This window comes from Fulvimarina fulva (genome assembly GCF_039652615.1).
GTDB lineage: Bacteria > Pseudomonadota > Alphaproteobacteria > Rhizobiales > Rhizobiaceae > Fulvimarina.
Window position 1 is genome coordinate 131,960 of sequence record NZ_JBDJAC010000006.1, and the last position, 18,452, is coordinate 150,411.

Annotated in this window: 17 protein-coding genes and 2 tRNA genes; 8 read left to right on the forward strand and 11 right to left on the reverse strand. The window is 62.4% G+C overall.

The annotated features are described in order from the left end of the window. Positions 1 to 2,667 (forward strand): TIGR02302 family protein, encoded by a 2,667-nt coding sequence (locus tag ABDX79_RS10345; protein ID WP_346220213.1) that lies wholly within the window; start codon positions 1 to 3, stop codon positions 2,665 to 2,667. Between the two features lie 377 nt (positions 2,668 to 3,044). On the opposite strand, the gene ABDX79_RS10350 is transcribed toward ABDX79_RS10345, so the two are convergent. Beyond that, positions 3,045 to 3,129, reverse strand: a tRNA-Leu gene (locus tag ABDX79_RS10350). A 304-nt stretch (positions 3,130 to 3,433) separates the two neighbouring features. Between ABDX79_RS10350 and ABDX79_RS10355 the strand changes: the two genes are divergently transcribed. Further along, positions 3,434 to 4,015, forward strand: a complete 582-nt coding sequence (locus tag ABDX79_RS10355) for a YqaA family protein (protein ID WP_346220214.1) — start codon at positions 3,434 to 3,436, stop codon at positions 4,013 to 4,015. A 107-nt stretch (positions 4,016 to 4,122) separates the two neighbouring features. Here ABDX79_RS10355 and ABDX79_RS10360 read toward each other — a convergent pair whose 3' ends face one another. The 4 genes from ABDX79_RS10360 to ABDX79_RS10375 form a co-directional block, all read right to left on the reverse strand. Beyond that, entirely contained in the window at positions 4,123 to 4,746 is a 624-nt protein-coding gene (locus ABDX79_RS10360) for a PQQ-dependent catabolism-associated CXXCW motif protein (protein ID WP_346220215.1), read from the reverse strand. A 21-nt stretch (positions 4,747 to 4,767) separates the two neighbouring features. Beyond that, the gene (locus tag ABDX79_RS10365) at positions 4,768 to 5,679 is read right to left on the reverse strand and encodes a quinoprotein dehydrogenase-associated putative ABC transporter substrate-binding protein (protein ID WP_346220216.1); all 912 of its coding nucleotides are present in this window, start codon (positions 5,677 to 5,679) and stop codon (positions 4,768 to 4,770) included. A 3-nt stretch (positions 5,680 to 5,682) separates the two neighbouring features. After that, on the reverse strand, positions 5,683 to 6,543 hold the full coding sequence (locus ABDX79_RS10370; RefSeq protein WP_346220217.1) for a cytochrome c family protein: 861 nt from the start codon (positions 6,541 to 6,543) through the stop codon (positions 5,683 to 5,685). 241 nt (positions 6,544 to 6,784) lie between these two features. Further along, the gene (locus ABDX79_RS10375; RefSeq protein ID WP_346220218.1) at positions 6,785 to 8,677 is read right to left on the reverse strand and encodes a methanol/ethanol family PQQ-dependent dehydrogenase; all 1,893 of its coding nucleotides are present in this window, start codon (positions 8,675 to 8,677) and stop codon (positions 6,785 to 6,787) included. A gap of 1,109 nt (positions 8,678 to 9,786) precedes the next feature. On the opposite strand from ABDX79_RS10375, the gene ABDX79_RS10380 reads away from it, so the two are divergent. Continuing rightward, a complete protein-coding gene (locus tag ABDX79_RS10380) occupies positions 9,787 to 10,629 on the forward strand; it encodes a quinoprotein dehydrogenase-associated SoxYZ-like carrier (protein WP_346220219.1) in 843 nt (280 codons plus the stop codon). 185 nt (positions 10,630 to 10,814) lie between these two features. Here the strand turns inward: ABDX79_RS10380 and ABDX79_RS10385 are convergent, their stop codons facing one another. Together ABDX79_RS10385 and gloB are read right to left on the reverse strand one after the other, a co-directional pair. Next, a complete protein-coding gene (locus ABDX79_RS10385; RefSeq protein WP_463671149.1) occupies positions 10,815 to 11,255 on the reverse strand; it encodes a cupin domain-containing protein in 441 nt (146 codons plus the stop codon). A gap of 17 nt (positions 11,256 to 11,272) precedes the next feature. Continuing rightward, the gene (gloB, locus tag ABDX79_RS10390; RefSeq protein ID WP_346220221.1) at positions 11,273 to 12,037 is read right to left on the reverse strand and encodes a hydroxyacylglutathione hydrolase; all 765 of its coding nucleotides are present in this window, start codon (positions 12,035 to 12,037) and stop codon (positions 11,273 to 11,275) included. A 259-nt stretch (positions 12,038 to 12,296) separates the two neighbouring features. On the opposite strand from gloB, the gene ABDX79_RS10395 reads away from it, so the two are divergent. The 3 genes from ABDX79_RS10395 to ABDX79_RS10405 all read left to right on the forward strand — a co-directional run bounded on the left by ABDX79_RS10395 (position 12,297) and on the right by ABDX79_RS10405 (position 14,383). Then, on the forward strand, positions 12,297 to 12,992 hold the full coding sequence (locus tag ABDX79_RS10395; RefSeq protein ID WP_346220222.1) for a class I SAM-dependent methyltransferase: 696 nt from the start codon (positions 12,297 to 12,299) through the stop codon (positions 12,990 to 12,992). A gap of 253 nt (positions 12,993 to 13,245) precedes the next feature. Next, entirely contained in the window at positions 13,246 to 13,785 is a 540-nt protein-coding gene (locus ABDX79_RS10400; RefSeq protein WP_346220223.1) for a hypothetical protein, read from the forward strand. A 118-nt stretch (positions 13,786 to 13,903) separates the two neighbouring features. After that, positions 13,904 to 14,383: a Dps family protein gene (locus tag ABDX79_RS10405; protein ID WP_346220224.1), complete on the forward strand. Its 480-nt coding sequence runs from the start codon at positions 13,904 to 13,906 to the stop codon at positions 14,381 to 14,383. A gap of 138 nt (positions 14,384 to 14,521) precedes the next feature. Here ABDX79_RS10405 and ABDX79_RS10410 read toward each other — a convergent pair whose 3' ends face one another. The 4 genes from ABDX79_RS10410 to ABDX79_RS10425 form a co-directional block, all read right to left on the reverse strand. Then, positions 14,522 to 14,827: a DUF1289 domain-containing protein gene (locus ABDX79_RS10410; protein WP_346220314.1), complete on the reverse strand. Its 306-nt coding sequence runs from the start codon at positions 14,825 to 14,827 to the stop codon at positions 14,522 to 14,524. A 135-nt stretch (positions 14,828 to 14,962) separates the two neighbouring features. Further along, positions 14,963 to 15,325 (reverse strand): hypothetical protein, encoded by a 363-nt coding sequence (locus ABDX79_RS10415; RefSeq protein ID WP_346220225.1) that lies wholly within the window; start codon positions 15,323 to 15,325, stop codon positions 14,963 to 14,965. A 170-nt stretch (positions 15,326 to 15,495) separates the two neighbouring features. Further along, positions 15,496 to 16,467 (reverse strand): NAD(P)H-binding protein, encoded by a 972-nt coding sequence (locus ABDX79_RS10420; protein ID WP_346220315.1) that lies wholly within the window; start codon positions 16,465 to 16,467, stop codon positions 15,496 to 15,498. A gap of 192 nt (positions 16,468 to 16,659) precedes the next feature. Next, positions 16,660 to 16,734 (reverse strand) — tRNA-Gly (locus ABDX79_RS10425). A 159-nt stretch (positions 16,735 to 16,893) separates the two neighbouring features. Between ABDX79_RS10425 and ABDX79_RS10430 the strand changes: the two genes are divergently transcribed. Both ABDX79_RS10430 and trxA read left to right on the forward strand, forming a co-directional pair. Beyond that, positions 16,894 to 17,427, forward strand: coding sequence for a prolyl-tRNA synthetase associated domain-containing protein (locus tag ABDX79_RS10430; RefSeq protein WP_346220226.1), 534 nt, complete (start codon positions 16,894 to 16,896; stop codon positions 17,425 to 17,427). Next, positions 17,424 to 18,449 carry a thioredoxin gene (gene trxA / locus ABDX79_RS10435; protein ID WP_346220227.1) on the forward strand — a complete coding sequence of 342 codons (1,026 nt, stop codon included), beginning with the start codon at positions 17,424 to 17,426 and terminating at the stop codon, positions 18,447 to 18,449. The genes ABDX79_RS10430 and trxA overlap by 4 nt, the downstream gene beginning before the upstream one ends. Positions 18,450 to 18,452: the final 3 nt, after the last annotated feature.

The window sequence follows — 18,452 nt, forward strand, 5'->3', positions numbered from 1 at the left end:
ATGACCGAGAACAGGCGCGAGGGCCCGGCAGGCTGGGCAGGCAGGATCGCGACAACGCGAAGGCTCGCCAAGGCTGCGCTGCTCATCGAGCGCGCCTGGCCGCTAGTCCTGTCTCTTACCTGTCTCCTCGCACTGTTTTTCATCCTGTCCTGGTTCGGCGCCTTTGTTTGGATGCCGTTCCTCGCGCGTGCGGTCGCGCTTCTCGCGATCCTGACGGCTGGCGCCTATGCGATCTATCGCGCTCGCTCCATTCGCTGGCCGACCGGCGCGGAGACCGATGCCCGGATCGAGGCGTCGAGCCGATTGTCGCACCAGCCGCTCCGTACCCAGGGCGACACCCTGTCCGCGACGTCCGATCCCTTCGCCGTCGCGCTGTGGCAGGAGCACAAGAGGCGGATGGCGGAGAAGCTTCGCCATCTTTCCGGCGGAACGGTGCGCACCCAGACGGAACGGCTGGACCCCTACGGCCTGAGGGCGATCGTTCTTCTCCTTTTCGTGACGGCCTTTGCCTATTCGTTCGGTCCGGGCGGCGGGCGGGTCGGCGACGCCTTCGTCATTCCGCGAAATACGATCCAGCTCGCCGAACGCCGCGTCGATGCGTGGGTGACCCCGCCGGCCTATACGGGCCGTGCGCCGATCTTCCTTGCAGGTCCGAGTGTCGAGGGCGAACCGGTCGATGGGCCGATTACGGTGCCCGAAGGCTCGGCGCTTTCGGTGCGTGTCTCCGACGCAAGTGGCATCTCGTTCTCGTTCTCGCCGACGCGGGACAAGGCCGAGGTGATGCGGGTTCTGCCGAGCGAGAAGGGGCCTCCCCATCAGCCGGCGGAGGGTGAGGTCGCCGGCAGCGAAGCCAACCGCGCCTCGAACAATACGGAGCCGTCCGGGCCGGCGTCCTATGAACTCGCCCTGACCGAGAGCGGAACTGCCAGTCTTGCCTCGACGCTTCTGAGCTACGGCGACTGGGACATCGACGTCACGCCCGACGAAGACCCCGTGATCGAATTCACCGCGCCGCCGTCGGAAGCGGATCGTCGCGGTGGTCTCGAACTCGCTTACCGGGTCGAGGACGATTACGGCGTGAAGTCCGCCAAAGCCGAGATCGCCGTCGTGGACAAGCAGATTTCCAGTGACGCCCGGCCGCTTTTCGAGCCGCCCGAAATTCGGCTGGCCCTTCCACGCCGCAGCCAGAACGGATCCGAGGCCCGCACCTCGGCTAATCTTGTCGAAAGCCCCTATGCGGGCGCGGATGTCGAGCTGACATTGATCGCGACCGATGCCGCAGGTCAGACCGGACGCTCCAAACCCGCCGCGATGACCTTGCCCGAGCGCCGGTTTTCCAATCCGCTCGCGCGGGCAGTTGTCGAACAGCGCCGCCTTCTGGCGCTCGATGCCAATGCCGTGCCTCGCGTTCTGCAGATGCTCGACGCCATCACCCTGCGCGGCGACACCTTCATCGAAAGCAAGGCGGATTATCTGGCGCTCAAGGCCGCGCGCTCGCGCATTGCCACCGCCTATGACGACGCGGGGCTGATCAGCGCGGTGGACTTTCTCTGGGAGATCGCCCTCGGTATCGAGGACGGCAATCTCTCGCTGGCCGAACAGCGCCTGCGCGATGCGCGCGAGCAGCTTTCCGAGGCGCTGGAAAACGGCGCGTCGGACGAGGAGATCGAGCAGCTGATGCAGGAGCTGCGCGAGGCGATGCAGGAATATCTGCAGGAATATGCCCGCGCGATGCAGAACCAGCCGCCCCAGAGCCAGCAGCAGATGGGCGATGTGCAGGAGCTGCGCCAGCAGGATCTGGACCGGATGCTCGATCAGATCGAGGACCTGGCGAAGTCCGGCTCCAAGGACGCCGCCCAGCAGCTTTTGTCCGAACTCCAGCAGATGATGGATTCGCTTCAGGCGATGCGACCCGGCGAGCAACAGCAGCAGCAGGGCCAGAGCCAGATGCAGGAGCAGATGAACCGCATGGGCGAGCTCCTTCAGGAGCAGCAGCGGTTGATGGACGAGACCTATGATCTCGGTCGGCGGCAATATCGCCAGCAGCAGCAACAGAACCAGCAGCGCATGCCCGGCGAGCCGCGGGACAATGGCCAGCCCCAGCAGGGCGGCGAGCCCCAACCGGGCGATGAGATGAACTCAGAGCAGCTCGCCGAGATGATGAAAGACCTGCAGAAGCGCCAGGGTGCGCTTCAGGAGCAGCTGGAAGAGCTACAGAAGCAGCTTGGCGAACAGGGTCTCGAACCCTCTGAGGATTTCGGCGAGGCCGGCGAGGCGATGGGCGAGGCCGAGGGCGCACTTGGCGAGGGCAATGATGGCCGTGCCGTGGGCGAACAGGGCCGCGCCATGGAGGCCATGCGCCGCGGTGCGCAGGATATGATGAACCAGATGCAGCAGGCTCAGGGGCAGGGGCAGCCCGGCAACAGTCCCGGCGGGCAGAACGGCCCCGGCATGCAGGGCCAGCAGCAGCAGCAGACCGGCCGTGATCCGCTTGGACGCCAGCGCCAGACGCAAGGTCCCCAATTTGGCCAGGATGTCGGCGTGCCCGACGAAATCGATGCCCAGCGGGCTCGTGAAATTCTGGAAGAGATCCGCGACCGTCTCGGAGACCAGCTGTCACCCGAACTGGAGCGCCGTTATCTGGAGCGTCTTCTCCAGACGCCGTAAAGAGGCCAGCGGCGGCCGGCTGATATCGCCGCACCGCATGGCGGTCGGTGTCCGGCAGGCGAAATCTTAATTCGTCTTGATGGCATTTCGCTTCGGGGCGCGGCCGCTGCTTGCAAGGCGGCATCGATCAGCGCTTGGACGTTCTCGGTCACCGTCCGGAGAATTCAGCGCCGCATTTCGAATATCCGGTATTCACGGGTTTTCTGGATTTTCGGAACGGAGCCCGAGAGTCCAGAAAATCAGGAAACGGCGAACGTCGACCATCGGCAGGCCGCACTCGATCGTGGAGCGCTCAAGCGGATGCGTCAAGAAAAGGCGTCCCGGCCTTCCGGAGGCCGATGTTCTCACCGTCTCAAATATTATCTGGGAAGCGGGAATGGTGCCCCTGGCCGGGATCGAACCAGCACTCCTTTCGGAACGCGATTTTGAGTCGCGCGCGTCTACCAATTCCACCACAGGGGCTCGCCGGGCGGCATGGCCTGTCCGACAGCCGCTCATACAACGCCGGTGCCGCGTGGGTCAATATAGGGAACTTGCGTGTCGGAGCGCCGGGTGAAAAGGGGGCCGCCTATGGATGGGTGCCATCCACCGGTGGGGCAAGAGCTGCTGCACGTCGGCCTTCCGACTTCGGATCCACCAAGAATGGGAATTGCGAGAACACGGGTTCCGCCGCATCGCTCGAACCAGTAGTGCTCGGGAAAGCATTCGGGCCTAAAACGCGGTCCGTATCCGAACGACAATCGTTCTTTCGCGAAAGACGCCCTGCATGCTTCGACGCCTCTATGACTGGGTCATGTCCCTTGCAGCAACGCGCCACGCCGAGCGCGCTCTTGCCGCGGTCTCCTTCATCGAGAGTTCGATCTTTCCGATCCCGCCCGATGCCCTGCTCATTCCCATGGTCATCGCCAATCGTGAAAAATGGGCGCGGATCGCGCTCGTCTGCACGGTGTCGAGCGTCCTTGGCGCGTTCCTCGGATATGCGATCGGCTATTTCTTCTTCGAGCTGGTCGGGCAGCCGATCCTCGACAGCCTGGGAAAGGGCGATTCCTTCGACAAACTTCAGGCCTGGTACGACGTCTGGGGCGGATGGGCGGTCTTCTTCGCGGCGCTGACGCCGTTCCCCTACAAGGTCCTGACGATCTTTTCCGGATTTGCCGGCTATAACATCCTGCTCTTCACCGTCGTCTCGATCATCGGGCGCGGCGCACGCTTCTTTCTGGTTGCCTGGCTGCTGCACAAATACGGATCGCCGATCCAGAGCTTCATCGAGAAGCGGCTGGGCCTGCTTTTCATCCTGTTCATGGTCTTCCTGATCGGCGGCTTCGTCGCGCTGCGCTACATCATGTGATTGCGTGCACAGGTGGATGGATGCGGATGGACTCGTCCGCTCGATCTCGTTCGGTCGGCGGTCCTGTCCGAAATCCGCTATCGCGACGCGATCAAGCGGATTTCCGATTATTCGTCCGGTCGGTCCCTGGGTTCGTTCCGCTCCAGCGGGTAGCCGGCTTCGGCCCAGCCCTGCATCCCCTCGGGATACCAGTGAACATTGGTAAACCCGTTCTCGATCGCGCGTTTGGCGGCGTTGTAGCTCATCCAGCAGTCGCGGTCGCAGTAGATGACGACGGGTTTGGAGCGATCGCCCTCGACCGCCCTGTCGAGCCCGTCGAGAAGGTAAGTCTTCATCACCGGCGCCAGTTCGCCATAGCCGGTGTCGACCAGCCAGATTGAGCCCGGAATGTCGTTGCGTGGCTTCGGTCGCCAATAGGTGCCCTCCGGCAGGCCTTTCGGCTTGGGCGGGCGTGGAAGGACGTCGATGAAGGCAACGCCCCGGTCATGGAGCGCTTTCGCCGCTGCCGTGTCGACGACGGTGCCGCCTTCGAGGGTCGAGGGAACGGGTGAGCGATAGTCCGTCATCTTGTAGCCGGCTGGCTCGGGAACCGTGTCGACGGAGAGCTCGGGACCCTCGTCCCTGTTTCCAGCCTTGCTCGCGGCTTGATCCGCAACTGCCGCCCCGCCCAGGAGTGCGGCGATTGCGAAAGGGGCGACCCACTGGAAAAGACGGTTTCTTCTCAAGAGCATCGCCCCTTAATTGCTGTTCAATCAGTTCGTACCGGCCGTCCCGGCCGCGTTCTCAGCCGCCCCTTTGGTCGGGGTGATCGGCTGGTCGTCCTCGGTCAGCAGCGGCACGCCATAGGAGAGCAGGATGTCGTTGATCTCGTCCTGATAGTCGCGAATGGCGACATTCAGGGTGCGCTTCCACTGCTGGTCGGAGGCGCGCACGCCCATGGTGATCCGAAAGGCCATGGCCGGCCCGGGACCTTCGTTGACGAGGGGGATGACCTTGTAGTCCTTCTCGGACTGCTGGGCATACCACCCGGCCAACGGACCCCAGAGCACCGCAGCGTCGATCTCGCCGGCATCGAGATCGTCCATCATCAGTTTCGCCGAGTTTTCGACGCGGGTATCGACCATCAGCTGGTAGGGCTTTGCCTTGCCGATGAGTCCGGCCCTCGCAAGATAGGTCGCTGGCGGCGTTCCGGCGACGATGCCGACCTTCTTGTCCTGAAGTTCTGGATATTCCAGCTTTTCAATGTCCGCGAGATCGCCGTCGGCGGGAACGACGATCGAATAGGCCGTCCGGTAATAGGCGTTGGTGTTCTGAACGAGCTCGTCACCCTGCGGATAGCTCATGATGATGTCGCAGAGATTGGAGCCGAGCGTCATGCGCACGAAGCCGGTCGCCTGAGGAAAATAGGTATAGGCGACGGACTCACGCCCGAGCTTGCCGGCCAGGAACTCCGCGAGCTCCTGCTCGAAGCCTTGTTCGGCCTCGTTGGAGAAGGGCATGTTGGCGGGGTCCGCGCAGACGCGCAGAACGGTCGGATCGACGAGTTCGATCTCGCCGCCGAATTCACGGTCCTGTGCTGCGGCAGTGCCACCAAGCATGACGATCGGGAGCGCGAGCGTCAGAACGCCCGCGCAACCCCGTTGAATGATCGAGCGAAGCCCCATGGATCAGAAGCCCAGGCAGCTGTATTCGTAGTCCTTCGCAGCTTCGGACTTGTCCGACTTGTCCGGACGGGGCGGCTCGCCGCGTCCTACGACACCGTCCGCACGGCCGCGGAGGTAGACATAGATCGCGTTCAGCGAGCACATCACGTTCGGATCTTCGCCCCATGCAGGCATGATCGAGTTGCCCGACGAGTTCCACTGGTTCTGCTGACCGCCGACGATGATGCCCGCGAACTCGTAATAATCGATGTCCTGCAGCGATTCGGTGAGGTTCGGTGCGAAGGAAGAACCCATGCCGTCGGGGCCGTGGCACTGGAGGCAGTTCGCGCCGTACTTCTTGTAGCCGCGCCAGGTGTACCAGTCGGGGGTTTCGCCATTGAAAGCATAAACCGGCTTTTCCGCCGTATCGAGCGCAAGGCCCGGATCTTCGCCGGCATCGTTCGGCTTGAAGGATGCGACCTCGTTGCTTTCGGCCTTGGTGTCCGCCGAAGGTGTCTTGCTCGGCTCGGGATTGCTCACGTTTTCCGCCGTCACGGGACCCGACGAAGACGCCTCGCTGCCTGAGTCGCCGCCGCTAGTCTGACTGTTCGACACCGATTCGGCGTTGGAGCCCTGGTCGGACGCGTCAGACGCTGCGGGCTGTTCCGAACTCGATCCGGCCTCGCTGTCCGACGATCCACTCTCCTGAGCGGCCGCCGATCCGGTTTCTTCGGCCGCGTTGGTTCCGCTGGAATCGTTCTGCGCGACCTCGATCGTCGGAGCCGACTGGCCGGCGGGCACGACCGTCGTGCCTTGCGCGAAGGCGAAGCCTGCCGTGGACAAGAGAAGAGCGCCGGCAAGCCCGGCAAGCGTTTTATGGGTCATCGTTTCCTCGATTGTTACGCGATACTCGGACGCGGTCGATCTTGGTTGTCGTTCGTGAAATCTTGGACTGTGTTTTTGTCCGAGGCCAGCCAGCCTCGCTGCCCGCTCCAGAAGTCGGGACAATCTCCCACCATCTGGACGAAAGGCCGCGCCCTTTTTGAGAACGCGGCCTTTCCAAAGACACCCGAATGAGCCCGACACTGCTCGCGGAGCGGGGCCGGACATCCGGATCGGATGGACCTTAGTTGGCCGACTTCTCGCCTTCAGCTGAGGACGAGCTGCCCGAAGAAGACTTCGAGGCCGTCTGGTCCGGAACGGTGAAGACCGTCAGCTGACCGCCGAGAGCAGTATAGCTCGACAGCGCTGCGTAACCGCCGACCGCGCCGAGACCGGCGTTCGGATCGGTGAGGCCTGCTGCAAGACCGATGCCGGCCCAGCCGCCGATACCCGACAGGATACCGACATACTGCTTGCCGTTATTCTCGTAGGTCATCACGTTGCCGATGATGCCCGACGGGGTTTTGTAGCTGTAAAGCTCTTCGCCGTTCTCGACGTCGACGGCCTTGAGATAGCCTTCGAGCGTGCCGTAGAACACGACGTCGCCAGCGGTTGCGAGCGCACCGGACCACACCGAGAACTGCTCGGGAACCGACCAGACGATCTCACCCTTGCCGGCATCCCAGGCAATGAAGTTACCCATGCCGCCATGGCTGTCCGGAGCCGGATACATGGAGAGCGTTGCGCCGACATAGGGCTGACCGGCCGTGTAAGCGACGCGGAACGGCTCGTAGTCCATGCAGACGTGGTTGGTCGGAACGTAGAACAGACCGGTCTTCGGCGAGAACGCCGCAGGCTGCTGATCCTTCGTGCCGAGCGCCGCCGGGCAGATGCCGGTGGTGTTCACGTCTTCGCCGTTCTGCTCGGTCGAGTACTCGGAGACGACCTGCGGACGACCATACTGATCGGAGTCCTTGTCCATGACGACTTCCGTCGCCCAGTTCACGGCCGGATCGTACTTCTTCGCGACCAGAAGTTCGCCGGTTTCGCGGTCCATGGTGTAGGCGAAGCCGTTACGATCGAAGTGGACGAGAGCCTTGCGGTCCTTGCCGTCGACCGGGATGTCCGCGAGGATCATCTCGTTGACGCCGTCATAGTCCCACTCGTCGTGCGGGGTCATCTGGTAGACCCACTTCGCCTCGCCGCTGTCGGCGTCACGTGCGAAGATGGTCATCGACCACTTGTTGTCGCCGGGACGCTGCGAGGGGTTCCAGGTCGACGGGTTGCCTGAGCCGTAATAGATGAGATTCAGTTCCGGATCATAAGCGAACCAGCCCCAGGTGGTGCCGCCGCCGATCTGCCACTGGTCGCCTTCCCAGCTATTGAGTGATGAGTCCTTGCCGACGGGCTTGCCGAGCGAGGTGGTCTTTTCGGGATTGATCAGCATCTCGTCGTCGGGACCGGTCGAATAGGCGCGCCAGGCCTGCTTGCCGTCGGAGAGATTGTAGGCGGTCACGTGACCACGCACGCCGAACTCACCGCCGGAAATGCCGATCAGCACCTTGTCGCCGAAGACCATAGGAGCAGCCGTACCGGTCTCGCCCTTGGAGGCGTCGCCGTTCTTGACCGACCAGATCTGCTCGCCGTTGTCGGCGTTCAGTGCGACGACGGTGGTGTCGGCCTGATGCAGGATGACCATGGCCGGATTGTCGCCCTCGGCCGGTGCGTAGGCGACACCACGGTTGACCGTGTCGCAGCACATCACCGGAATGACGTTCGGGTCCTGCTTGGGCTCATACTTCCACTTGATCCGACCCTCTTCGTTCAGATCGAGCGCGTAGACCATGTTCGGGAACGGCGTGTGGACGAACATCGTGTCGCCGACGACGAGCGGGTTGCCCTCGTGTCCGCGAAGAACGCCGGTCGAGAACGACCAGGCCGGGACCATGTCACCGACATTGTCCTTGTTGATCATGTCGAGTTCGGAATAGCGCTGGTTGGCATAATTGCCGGTCGGCATTGCCCACTGCGCCGGGTTGCTCGCCGCTTCCTGCAGAGCGTCGTTGGCGCTGGCGTAGCCGCCGGCGGCCAGAATAAGGCTCGAAGCAAGCGCAGCTTTCGTGAAAGTTCTGAGCATCAAGTGTCCTCCCAAGGAACAAGGTGACGAAACTGCTCGGTCGCGGTCACCGGAAAAATCAACCGATGATGTCAACCAAGCCGATGTCGGCTTTGAATGGGGACGGTTTCCGGCAGCGTGTCACGACCGCCGTTAGGGGTCTTGGTGGGCACCGTTGATCATTCGCCCTACCGTGGCCTTCGAAAAATTGCTGTGCTCCCAACACGATGCAACTTTTGAAGCCGGAAACCATGGGCGTGATGCTAGAGGCGAAAATTCCGGGATGCAAGCAGAATTCGGGACTTTTTCCTGCTGCACTGCAGCAAAGCGCCGATTGAGCGCGAGTTTAATGGGTTATTTACCAGTCGGCCGATCATAAATAACGAAAATGTCACCAGTTTCACAAATTGACCGCGCTCCGTTCTTTGATTGCCAGCTTCGACTAAAGTCTAATTCAAGGGAATCGGCGGATTTCCGCAGCAAAAGTGCTGAATTATATTTTAGTCGGGCATTGATCTGCGTGCGGTGCGGGCGCCGATCGATCCCCTATCACGAACCGGGATCGCGGAGAACGGCACGCGACCGGGCGCATTGTGCAAGTGCGAAGAGCGTCCGCATTTGGTCAAAACGACGCATTGGCCCACGCCGGCACAGTTCGATCGGTCTGAACCTGAGTCGTGTCCATCTGACTGAACCCCTGGCGGGAGCGTTCGCATGCCAGTTCCGGCTTTTCTAGCGGTTCGGCGGAGGGGGCGGCTCTGCGACCGCTTCAGTGCGCGGCTTCGCACGGTTTGGCCAGGTCGCATCCGTCATGTCCCTGGGGGTCCAGACCGACATTCGCCTCCCGTTAGCAGCCCGTTCACAGCGCATGCCGGAATCAAAGATCAGCTACTTCAGCTATTGTATTGGTGTAGCTTTTTAATATGACATTCCAAATGAAAATCGGCGCGAACGGGACTCGAATGTCAAATTCGCTCCGCTGGCTCACGGTAGTATGATCGTCTGACTCTTGCGGCGAACGCCGCCCTGCATCACATTTTCAAGAAAATGATCACGCATGATATTCTGCGCGGCGACGTGATCTGATCAGCGCAGACCGTTCACTTGAACATGAAGGGGAGGAGACCTGCATGCTTCCGAAAAATCTGAGCATTCTCGAACTGACGACCGCCATGGTCGTCGCTGGTGCGCTCGTATTCGGCCCTGTCCAGGCCTTTGCCGAAAGCGCGAAGACCCCCGAACAGGCGGTCGAAAATGCAGACTCGGCGTGGAGTTATCTAAAGGGCGATCTGTTTGGCGACAAGGATCTCAAGGCCGATACGAGCGTCGTGAAGCTCGATGCGCCGAGCCGTGCGGCCGATCCGGCCGTCGTGCCCATGACGATCAGCCTCGATCCTCAGAAGGATATCCGCAAGGTGACGCTCATCATCGACGAGAATCCGTCACCCGTCGCCGCGACCTTCGATATCGCAAAGGGCGCTGGCCTGACCGAACTTTCGACCCGTGTGCGGGTCAATGCCTATACCGACGTTCACGTCGTCGCGGAGGATAGTGACGGCAATCTCTTCGTCACCAAAACGTTCGTGAAGGCTGCTGGCGGCTGCGCCGCGCCTGCTGCGAAGGATCCTGAGGTCGCTGCGCGGCAGATGGGCAAGATGAAGCTGCGCACCTTCGGCAAAGTCGAGGGCACGACCGACACGCGCGAAGCCCAGCTTCAGATCCGCCACCCGAACAATTCGGGCCTTCAGAAGGATCAGGTGACGCTTCTCTACATTCCGGCGCATTTCATCGACACGATCGACGTCTCGCGCGGCGGTGAAACCCTGTTCAAGATGACTGGGGGGATCTCGATCTCGGAAGATCCGAATTTCCGCTTCAACTATTCCGCCGAGACCGAGAAGCCATTCGAGGTGAAGGCGACGGACACTGACGGCAACGTCTTCGAGCAGACTTTTCCGGTCACGCCGGCCTGATACCGGCAGGCCTTCGAAACCAAGGATTTCGTTGGGGCCGTCGCTGCCCGAGCGGCGTCTCAGCCAAACACCGGGCGATAATTGATCCTGAGATCAATTCCTCTGTCCGGCGACAGGGTGCGCAGCCGAATTCCATCGATCGAAAAGCGCGGTCCGAGATGAGCGGTCCGCGCTTTTTTTCACCTCTATCGACCCGACGGCTTGCGCGGTGTCGGCCGCCAGTCCTTCGGCGCCATTTCGAAACTGTCGAAGGTGAAGGCGGGCGAGACGGTGCATCCGACGAGGGTGTAGGCGCCGAGACTGGTCGCCGTCTGCCACCAGTTCGCCGGAACGACGAATTGCGGGCGCTGATTGTGTTCGATGTCCGGGCCGAGATAGTTGGCAAAGGCGTCGTGGCCGTCCGGCGACACCGTCAGGACGAGCGGTGCCCCGCGATAGAAATGCCAAGTCTCGGAGGCGTCCGTGACGCGATGCCATTCGGATGTGTCGCCGGCCTCCAGAAGATAATAGATCGCCGTCGAGCGGGACCGGCCATTTGGGTCGAGCTCCTCGTCCCGAAAGGTCTCGCGGTACCAGCCACCTTCCGGGTGAGGCTCCATCTTGAGCGTTTCGATGATGGATTTCACGTCCGCATGCATCGACGTCAGTATCCGTCGCGCGTCTTGCGGGCATGGGCGAAGACCTCCACGGGGTCGGCGCCCGCCATGCCGACGGCGTTCTGAAAGTCGGGATCATCGGCCCGCAGGAAGGGGTTCGTCTTTTTTTCCCGGCCAAGCTCCACCGGAATGGTCGGCTTGCCGGCTGTGCGCAGATGTTCGACTTCGTTCACACGCTCCTGGAGAAGCAGATTGTCCGGATCGAGCGCCCGCGCGCAGCGTGCATTGGTCGCCGTGTATTCGTGTCCGCAATAGAGCATCGTGTCGTCCGGCAGCTCGCGCAGGCGCTGGAGCGATGTCCACATCATCGCCGGATCGCCTTCGAACAGGCGGCCGCAGCCGAGCGAAAACAGAGCGTCGGCGGCGAACACGGCCTTTGCCTCGGGTAGATAGTAGGAAATCTCCCCCAGCGTATGGCCGGGGGTCGAGATGACCCGAACCTCGATCCCGCCGATATCGAGCACGTCGCCGCCCTCGGCGGTTTGATCGATGCCGGGGATTTTCGAGGCCTCGTCCTTCGGGCCGGTGATGGTGACGCCGAACCGGTCCTTCAGGGCTTCGTTCGCGGCGAGATGGTCCGTATGATGATGCGTCGTGAGGATATGCGTGAGGCGCCACCCTTCGGCCTGAAGGGCTTCGAGGATCGGTTTTTCCTCCGGTGCGTCGATCGCGATCGTGGTCTCGCCACGATGGACGAGCACGCCGAAATTATCGCTCCGGCATCCGAATTGGCGGATCTCGATCTCTGCCATCTGGTCCGTCTCCCGGCCTGATTGTCTGGTCAACGGCCACATAAGAGAAAGACCTGATGCGCCAAGGCTTGGCGTCTTTTGCGAAACGAAATCGCGATGGCGCGTTGCAGCCGGCCCTGCCTCGGGCCTATATCCTTCGACGCGAGCAGATACGCGCGGAGGGCATCGAGGTCTGACGACGAACGCCGACATCATCGACCTGCGCGATTTCTATCACAGCCCGTTAGGGATTCAGGCGAGCCGTGCGATCGGCCTTGCCATGACGCCGCTGTGGAAGCCGATCTCGGAGGAGCGTCTCGTATCGATCGGCTACGGCACGCCGTTTCTCGAACGCTTTGCGGGCGAGGCGGAACGGGCGCTGGCCTTTATGCCCGCACCGCAGGGCGCTGCATGCTGGCCCCATGGAGGACCGTCCCGCACGGCGCTCGTCGGCCTTGAAGACCTGCCGCTCGGTGACGCATCGATCGATCGTATTCTCGTCACCCATGCCCTGGAATTTGCCGAAAGTCCCGAGGCCTTCATGGAAGAGATCTGGCGGGTTCTGGCGCCCGGCGGGCGCGTCGTCATCGTCGTGCCGAACCGGCGCGGCGTCTGGGCGCGGTTCGAGCACACGCCCTTCGGCTCGGGCCGGCCGTGGTCTCGCGGCCAGCTCCAGCGGCTCCTGCGCGCATCGATGTTCACGCCCGCGACATTGTCCGAAGCGCTGTTCTTTCCCCCGTTCCGCAAGCGCTCCCTGTTGTCGGCCGGCCTGCCGCTCGAGCGCTTCGGACGCAGGGCCTGGCCGGTTTTTGCCGGGGTGCTGGTGGTGGATGCCGTCAAGCAGCTCTATCGTGGCGTGCCGGTGGCGACGCGCGAAATGGCGCGCAAGCGCGTGTCGAAGCCCGTGCTGGTTCCGGCCGGCGCAGGTGCCGGCGCGCGGGCACGCCAGCCCTGCCGCCGATCCCGGTCGATCTGATACCGGATTCGGGTTGATCAAGCCGGGGACGGTAGCGAAGCCCCAAGCGGCGCAGACACGTTTTCAAATCCATTATCGCGAAGCGATCGAACCGACTTCCTGTGAGAAGACGACAAGCGCTTCGGGACGTGTCCTTCTTGATCCAGGCAAACGCCTGCGGGCGCTGCCGGACGGAAAAGATCATTTGTCGCGACGCTGGGTCTGTTATATATCTTGATAAGGATCATCAAGTTTAGAGCCGTTCAAAACTGCGATGGTCGATCATGCCAAGGGGGCCGCGCCGTCCATGACCGCCAACGCCATTTGCCTCGATCCCACGCCCTTGCCTGCACCTGAGGCAGACAGCGTGGTCGTGCCCTTTTCGCGTAGGGGATGCCCGACGACGGCGATCCGCCGCTCGGAGCTGACAGAGGCGGATTTCGACCGCCTCAACCGACTCCGGTGGCTTGCCCTCAAGAGCCGGCTCCAGCCGCGGCCGGACATCGAGCGGGCCTGCTATCTCCTCGCCGCCGAACGGGTTCGCGCGATCGAACCGGTCGCCAACGCGTTCTTTCGCGGTCTTGCGAGCCATGGCTCGACGTCCATCGAGCTTTATCGCCCCGGCACCCGGCACCCCTCCAGCGACGAAATTTGGATGTTGCGCCTGCTGTCCGCCTTCGAGGAGGGCCGGGAGAGGGAGGCCGCTGCGCTCGTCACCTGGCGGGTGCGGCAGGGCGGGCGCCGCTGGATGCGTTTTCTCGCCGCGTCGCTGTCCGAACTCGTCTCCGGTCGTGATGCGTCCTTGGCGTCATGAGCCAGGAACACTTTGGAGGAGACGAATTTCATCGAATGAAGCGTTGAATTCTCGGCGCTTCTGTATTACGTCCGATGCAACAGTTTAGAACCGTTCCAAACTAGAAGGAAACGATATCATGGGCCTCGTCGCAGCCAAGATGGAACCCAACGCCAAGGAAGAGATCGTCGAGGGGCTGACCCAGGCGCTCGCCGAAACCGCCGTCACGACCCTGAAGGCGCAGAACTTCCACTGGAACGTCACCGGCATGGCCTTCGGCCCGCTGCATGAGCTTTTCCAGAAGATCTATGAAGATCACTTCGAGGGACAGGACTTTCTCGCCGAGCGCATCAAGGCGTTCGACGCCCATGCGGAGGGCCGCTATTCGGTCTTCCTCGAGCGCTCCGCGATCGAAGAGCATGACGGCAAGACCGATGCCAAGACCATGATCGAGGTTCTGATGAAGGACCAGGAGACACTGTCCTCGACGCTGTCCGCGCTTGCGGAAGTCGCGGAGCAGCATGGCGACTGGGCGACCAACGATATGGCGACCAACCGCATCGAAGTTCACGACAAGTTCGCCTGGATGCTGCGCGCTCACCTCAAGACGAGCGCCTGAGCAATCGCGGTGCGTCTCGCCTCCCGCCGGACGCAAGACTGCACATGAAAAAGCCGCCGGTGCCCCCAGAGGCGTCGGCGGCTTTGGCATGTCGCTTTGCTGCAATGGTGATGAGAGGCAGTGCCCTCGAAGCGAGGCCTATTCCTCGATCTCGATCGGGCAGGGAACGCCCTCGCGCTCGCATTTGTGCCGATAGGTATAGGCCCAGAAGGCGGGATTGCGGCCGATGTCTTCCAGATTGGCCATCAGGCTTTCGATGAAGGCCTTTTTCTGCTCGGCGCTCCCGGATTGAGGAAACATCTGTTTTTCAAGTTTGGTCATCGAGCAGCCGATGCAGCGGCCTTTGCGCTTGTATTTGCACACATCGATGCAGGGGCTCGGCGCCCGCGCCCAAAGCTCGGCTTCCTCCGGTGTCAGATCGGATGGAGATGTGTTCACGGTCATAAGGCTCACGGGGCATGGATTATACTCCCGCCGAAGATCGATAGGGGAGTGGCCGATTGCAAGCCGCCGGTTGTTGTCTTGCCCGACATGGGCGAGCCGATCCCGCGAACGCCTTTGCGCCAGCAGCGACCTCGCTCAGATCAGGTATCCACCCCGCCGGTGCACGGGTTCGCCCATGGCGATGACGCCGCAGGCATAATCATCGCCGTCTTCCGCAGCTGAAGCGAGGCCGTAGACCCTGATATCCTTGATCGGCAATGTCTCCCTGGCTTCGTCGAGAAGTCTGGTCGCGGCATTCTCGATAGCGTTCCGGGCATCGGCCAGCTTTGCCGCCAGAATGCCGACGCTCGCATCGTCGCGCAGCGTTTCGGCCCCTGCCGCCTCTATCATGCTGGCGGCTTCCCGGATGAGGTGTTCCACAGCTTCGGTCGCCGCTTCTGTCAGCGGCGTCTCAAGCGCGGTCTGGCGGGCGCGAATGCGATTTGCGGTCTCGATCATCAACTGCCTCCATCCCTCTTACTTCGATGGCAAGGGCCATATCGCCGAAAACGGCGCGAGGACGAGGGTGATATCACATACTTATCACATTATCGAGAGAACGCAAGGACGGGTTGGATTACGGCAGTGATTTCAATTTGTTAACTGGCTACCATAACGCTGCATCTTTCCTAAAAAATCGCATGGTCGCCGCGCTCGATACTGGCTTTTCCAGCGGCGAGTGCCCGGTAGAAGTCGAACAGCGTGTCCGTGCCGGTCTCCGGCGTCAGGTCTGCGACATAAGCGCCGCTCGCCGGATCGCGCACCAGCATGGACTGGGTGGCGTAGTAATGGCCGATGCGGGCAAGCTCCGCCTTTGCCGCGAGGCGCGGACTGACGCGACCCACAAACCCGAGACCTGCGGCGATCGTCGACAGAAAACGGGGCGGGACCCGTTTGAAGGCGGGTTTGCGGCCCAGAATACGGAAGAGAGCGTCGCCTTGCTCCTTCGGCGTGATAGCAGGTCCGGGGCCGCCGATGGGAAGGATGCGGTTCTGAAGGCTTTCATCGGCGAGGCAGCGCGCGATGAAACGCGCCAGATCGTCGTCGCTGATCGGCTTGCAGGACGTGAGCTGTCCATCGCCGAACATCAGATAGGGTTTGCCCGCGCGCACCCGCTCCAGCTGGCCTGAAAGCGATTTGAAGAAGGCTGTCGGGCGAACGATCGAATATCTAAGGCCGGAGGCGGTGAGCTCAGCCTCGAAGGCGAGCTTGGCCTTCTGGAACGCGAGAAGCGGCTTCTGGACGCAGATCGCGGACAGGAGCACGACGTGCCCGATGCCGGCCTTCCGCGCCGCCTTCAGGGCGTTCGAATTTGCCTGGTAGTCGATCGCCCAGGCATCCGCCGGGGCGCCCGTTCGCGATGCAAGGCAGGTCACCATAGCGTCGAATGCCTCGCCGCGAAGGGCGTCCCGTTCGATTGAGGCCGGATCGGTCACATCGCCGAAGCGCAGCTCCGTACCGGGAAGGCGTTTCGCGGTCTCCTCCGCGTCGTGGCGTCCGCCGACGCCGGCCTGCCGCCGCACGAGACAGACGACCTCGTGACCTGCCTCGACGAGTGCACGGGCGGTGGCGCGGCCGATCGTGCCCGTGCCACCGAGCAGGAGGACACGCATGCTTTTCGGTGAGGTGGAGGGATGGCTGCTCTGCATCAGGTCAGGATGGAGCAGACATGACCGGCAGACAAGACGGAACGGGGAGAGGGATGGCGCTCAGCGCAACGCGCGGATGGCCTCAAAGAAAGACGTCTCGAAGTTTGTCTTCGAGACACATCCCGGCGCTGTAAAGGAATGCATTGGAGCGGGCGATGGGATTCGAACCCACGACCCCAACCTTGGCAAGGTTGTGCTCTACCACTGAGCTACGCCCGCCCGCTCCGACCGAGACGCTTTTGCGTGTCGGCGACGGGCGCTATATCGCTCAAAGAGACGGCGAATGCAACAAGGAAAGCAGCGAAATTTTTGCATTCGCAAAAAGCGCGGTATGGGGCGCGCAAACCAAGCGATTCCACGGCGCCAGGGGAAACGAAGATGGCGATGACACGCGACGATCTCATGGAATTCTTCGCCGAACATGACATCGAGGTGACGACGGTCGATCATCCGGCTCTCTTCACGGTGGATGAGTCCCGTTCCGTTCGCGGTGACATTCCGGGCGCCCACACCAAGAACCTCTTTCTGAAGGACAAGAAGGGCAGGATCTTTCTGGTCGTCGCCGAGGAGGATAGCGAGGTCGCGCTGAAGAGCCTGCACAAGAAGATCGGCGGCTCGGGTCGGCTGTCATTTGCGAGCGCCGACCAGATGCGGGACCTGCTCGGGGTGGAGCCCGGATCGGTGACCGCCTTCGGCGTCGTCAACGACACGGCCCATCTGGTGAATGTCGTTCTTGATGAGCGGCTCGGTGAATACGATATCGTCAACGGACACCCGTTGACGAACACGGCCACCACATCCCTTCGCTACGAAGATTTGTTGCGGTTCTTCCGGTTGACGGGGCACGCAATTCTCGTCACCAAGCTCGGTGACGACGACGAAGACCATGCGAACGAGACGAGCGCCCCATGAGCGACAATCCTTACGCCAACTCCACCTCGGGCTCCTACGCGGCAGGTCTGGGTGGCGCGCCGGGACCGGCTGCCGCCGAGCCGAAGCCGACCCTGCAGGGGTTCGGCGATCTTGCGGGTGCCGGCGGACCCTCGGCCGCTGATCTCATCAAGGATACGACGACCCAGGCCTTCTCCGACGACGTCATCAAGGAATCGCGCAATCAGCCGGTGCTGGTCGATTTCTGGGCGCCGTGGTGCGGGCCCTGCAAGCAGCTGACGCCTGTTCTGGAACGCGTGGTCCAGGCTGCCGGCGGCAAGGTGAAGCTCGTCAAGATGAATATCGACGAGCATCCCTCGATCGCGGGCCAGCTCGGCGTCCAGTCCATCCCGGCCGTGTTCGCCTTTCTCGACGGTCAGCCGATCGATGGTTTCATGGGCGCGCTGCCGGAAAGCGAACTCAAGAAGTTCATCGACAAGGTCATCCAGCAGGCTGGCCCCTCGCGCGGCGGCAATGATCCGATCGCCGATGCCATGGCGCAGGCGGACGAGCTTCTCGAGGCCGGCGATGTTGGCAATGCGGCGCAGATCTACGGCGCGATCCTGCAGCATGAAGAAGGCCATGTGGGTGCGACCGGCGGGCTTGCGGAATGCTACATGAAGACCGGCGACAGCGAGCGCGCCTCCCAGCTGGTAGCCTCCCTGCCGCCGCAAGCCGATAGCGATCAGAGGGTTGCGGCGGTGAAGGCCAAGCTGAAGCTTGACGAGGAAGTCGCCGGTCTCGGCGATCCGGCCGAGCTTCAGGCCCGGCTCGATGCCAATCCCGACGACCATCAGGCGCGTTTCGACCTCGCTCTCATCGCCCAGGCGCGCAACGAGCGGCAAAAGGCCGCCGACCTGCTTCTGGACGTCATGCGTCGCGATCGGGAATTTGCCGATGACGGCGCCCGCAAGAAGCTTCTGGAGCTGTTCGAGGCCTGGGGACCGACCGACCCGGCGACGAAGGACGCGCGTCGCAAGCTGTCTTCTCTCCTGTTCCGCTGAGCG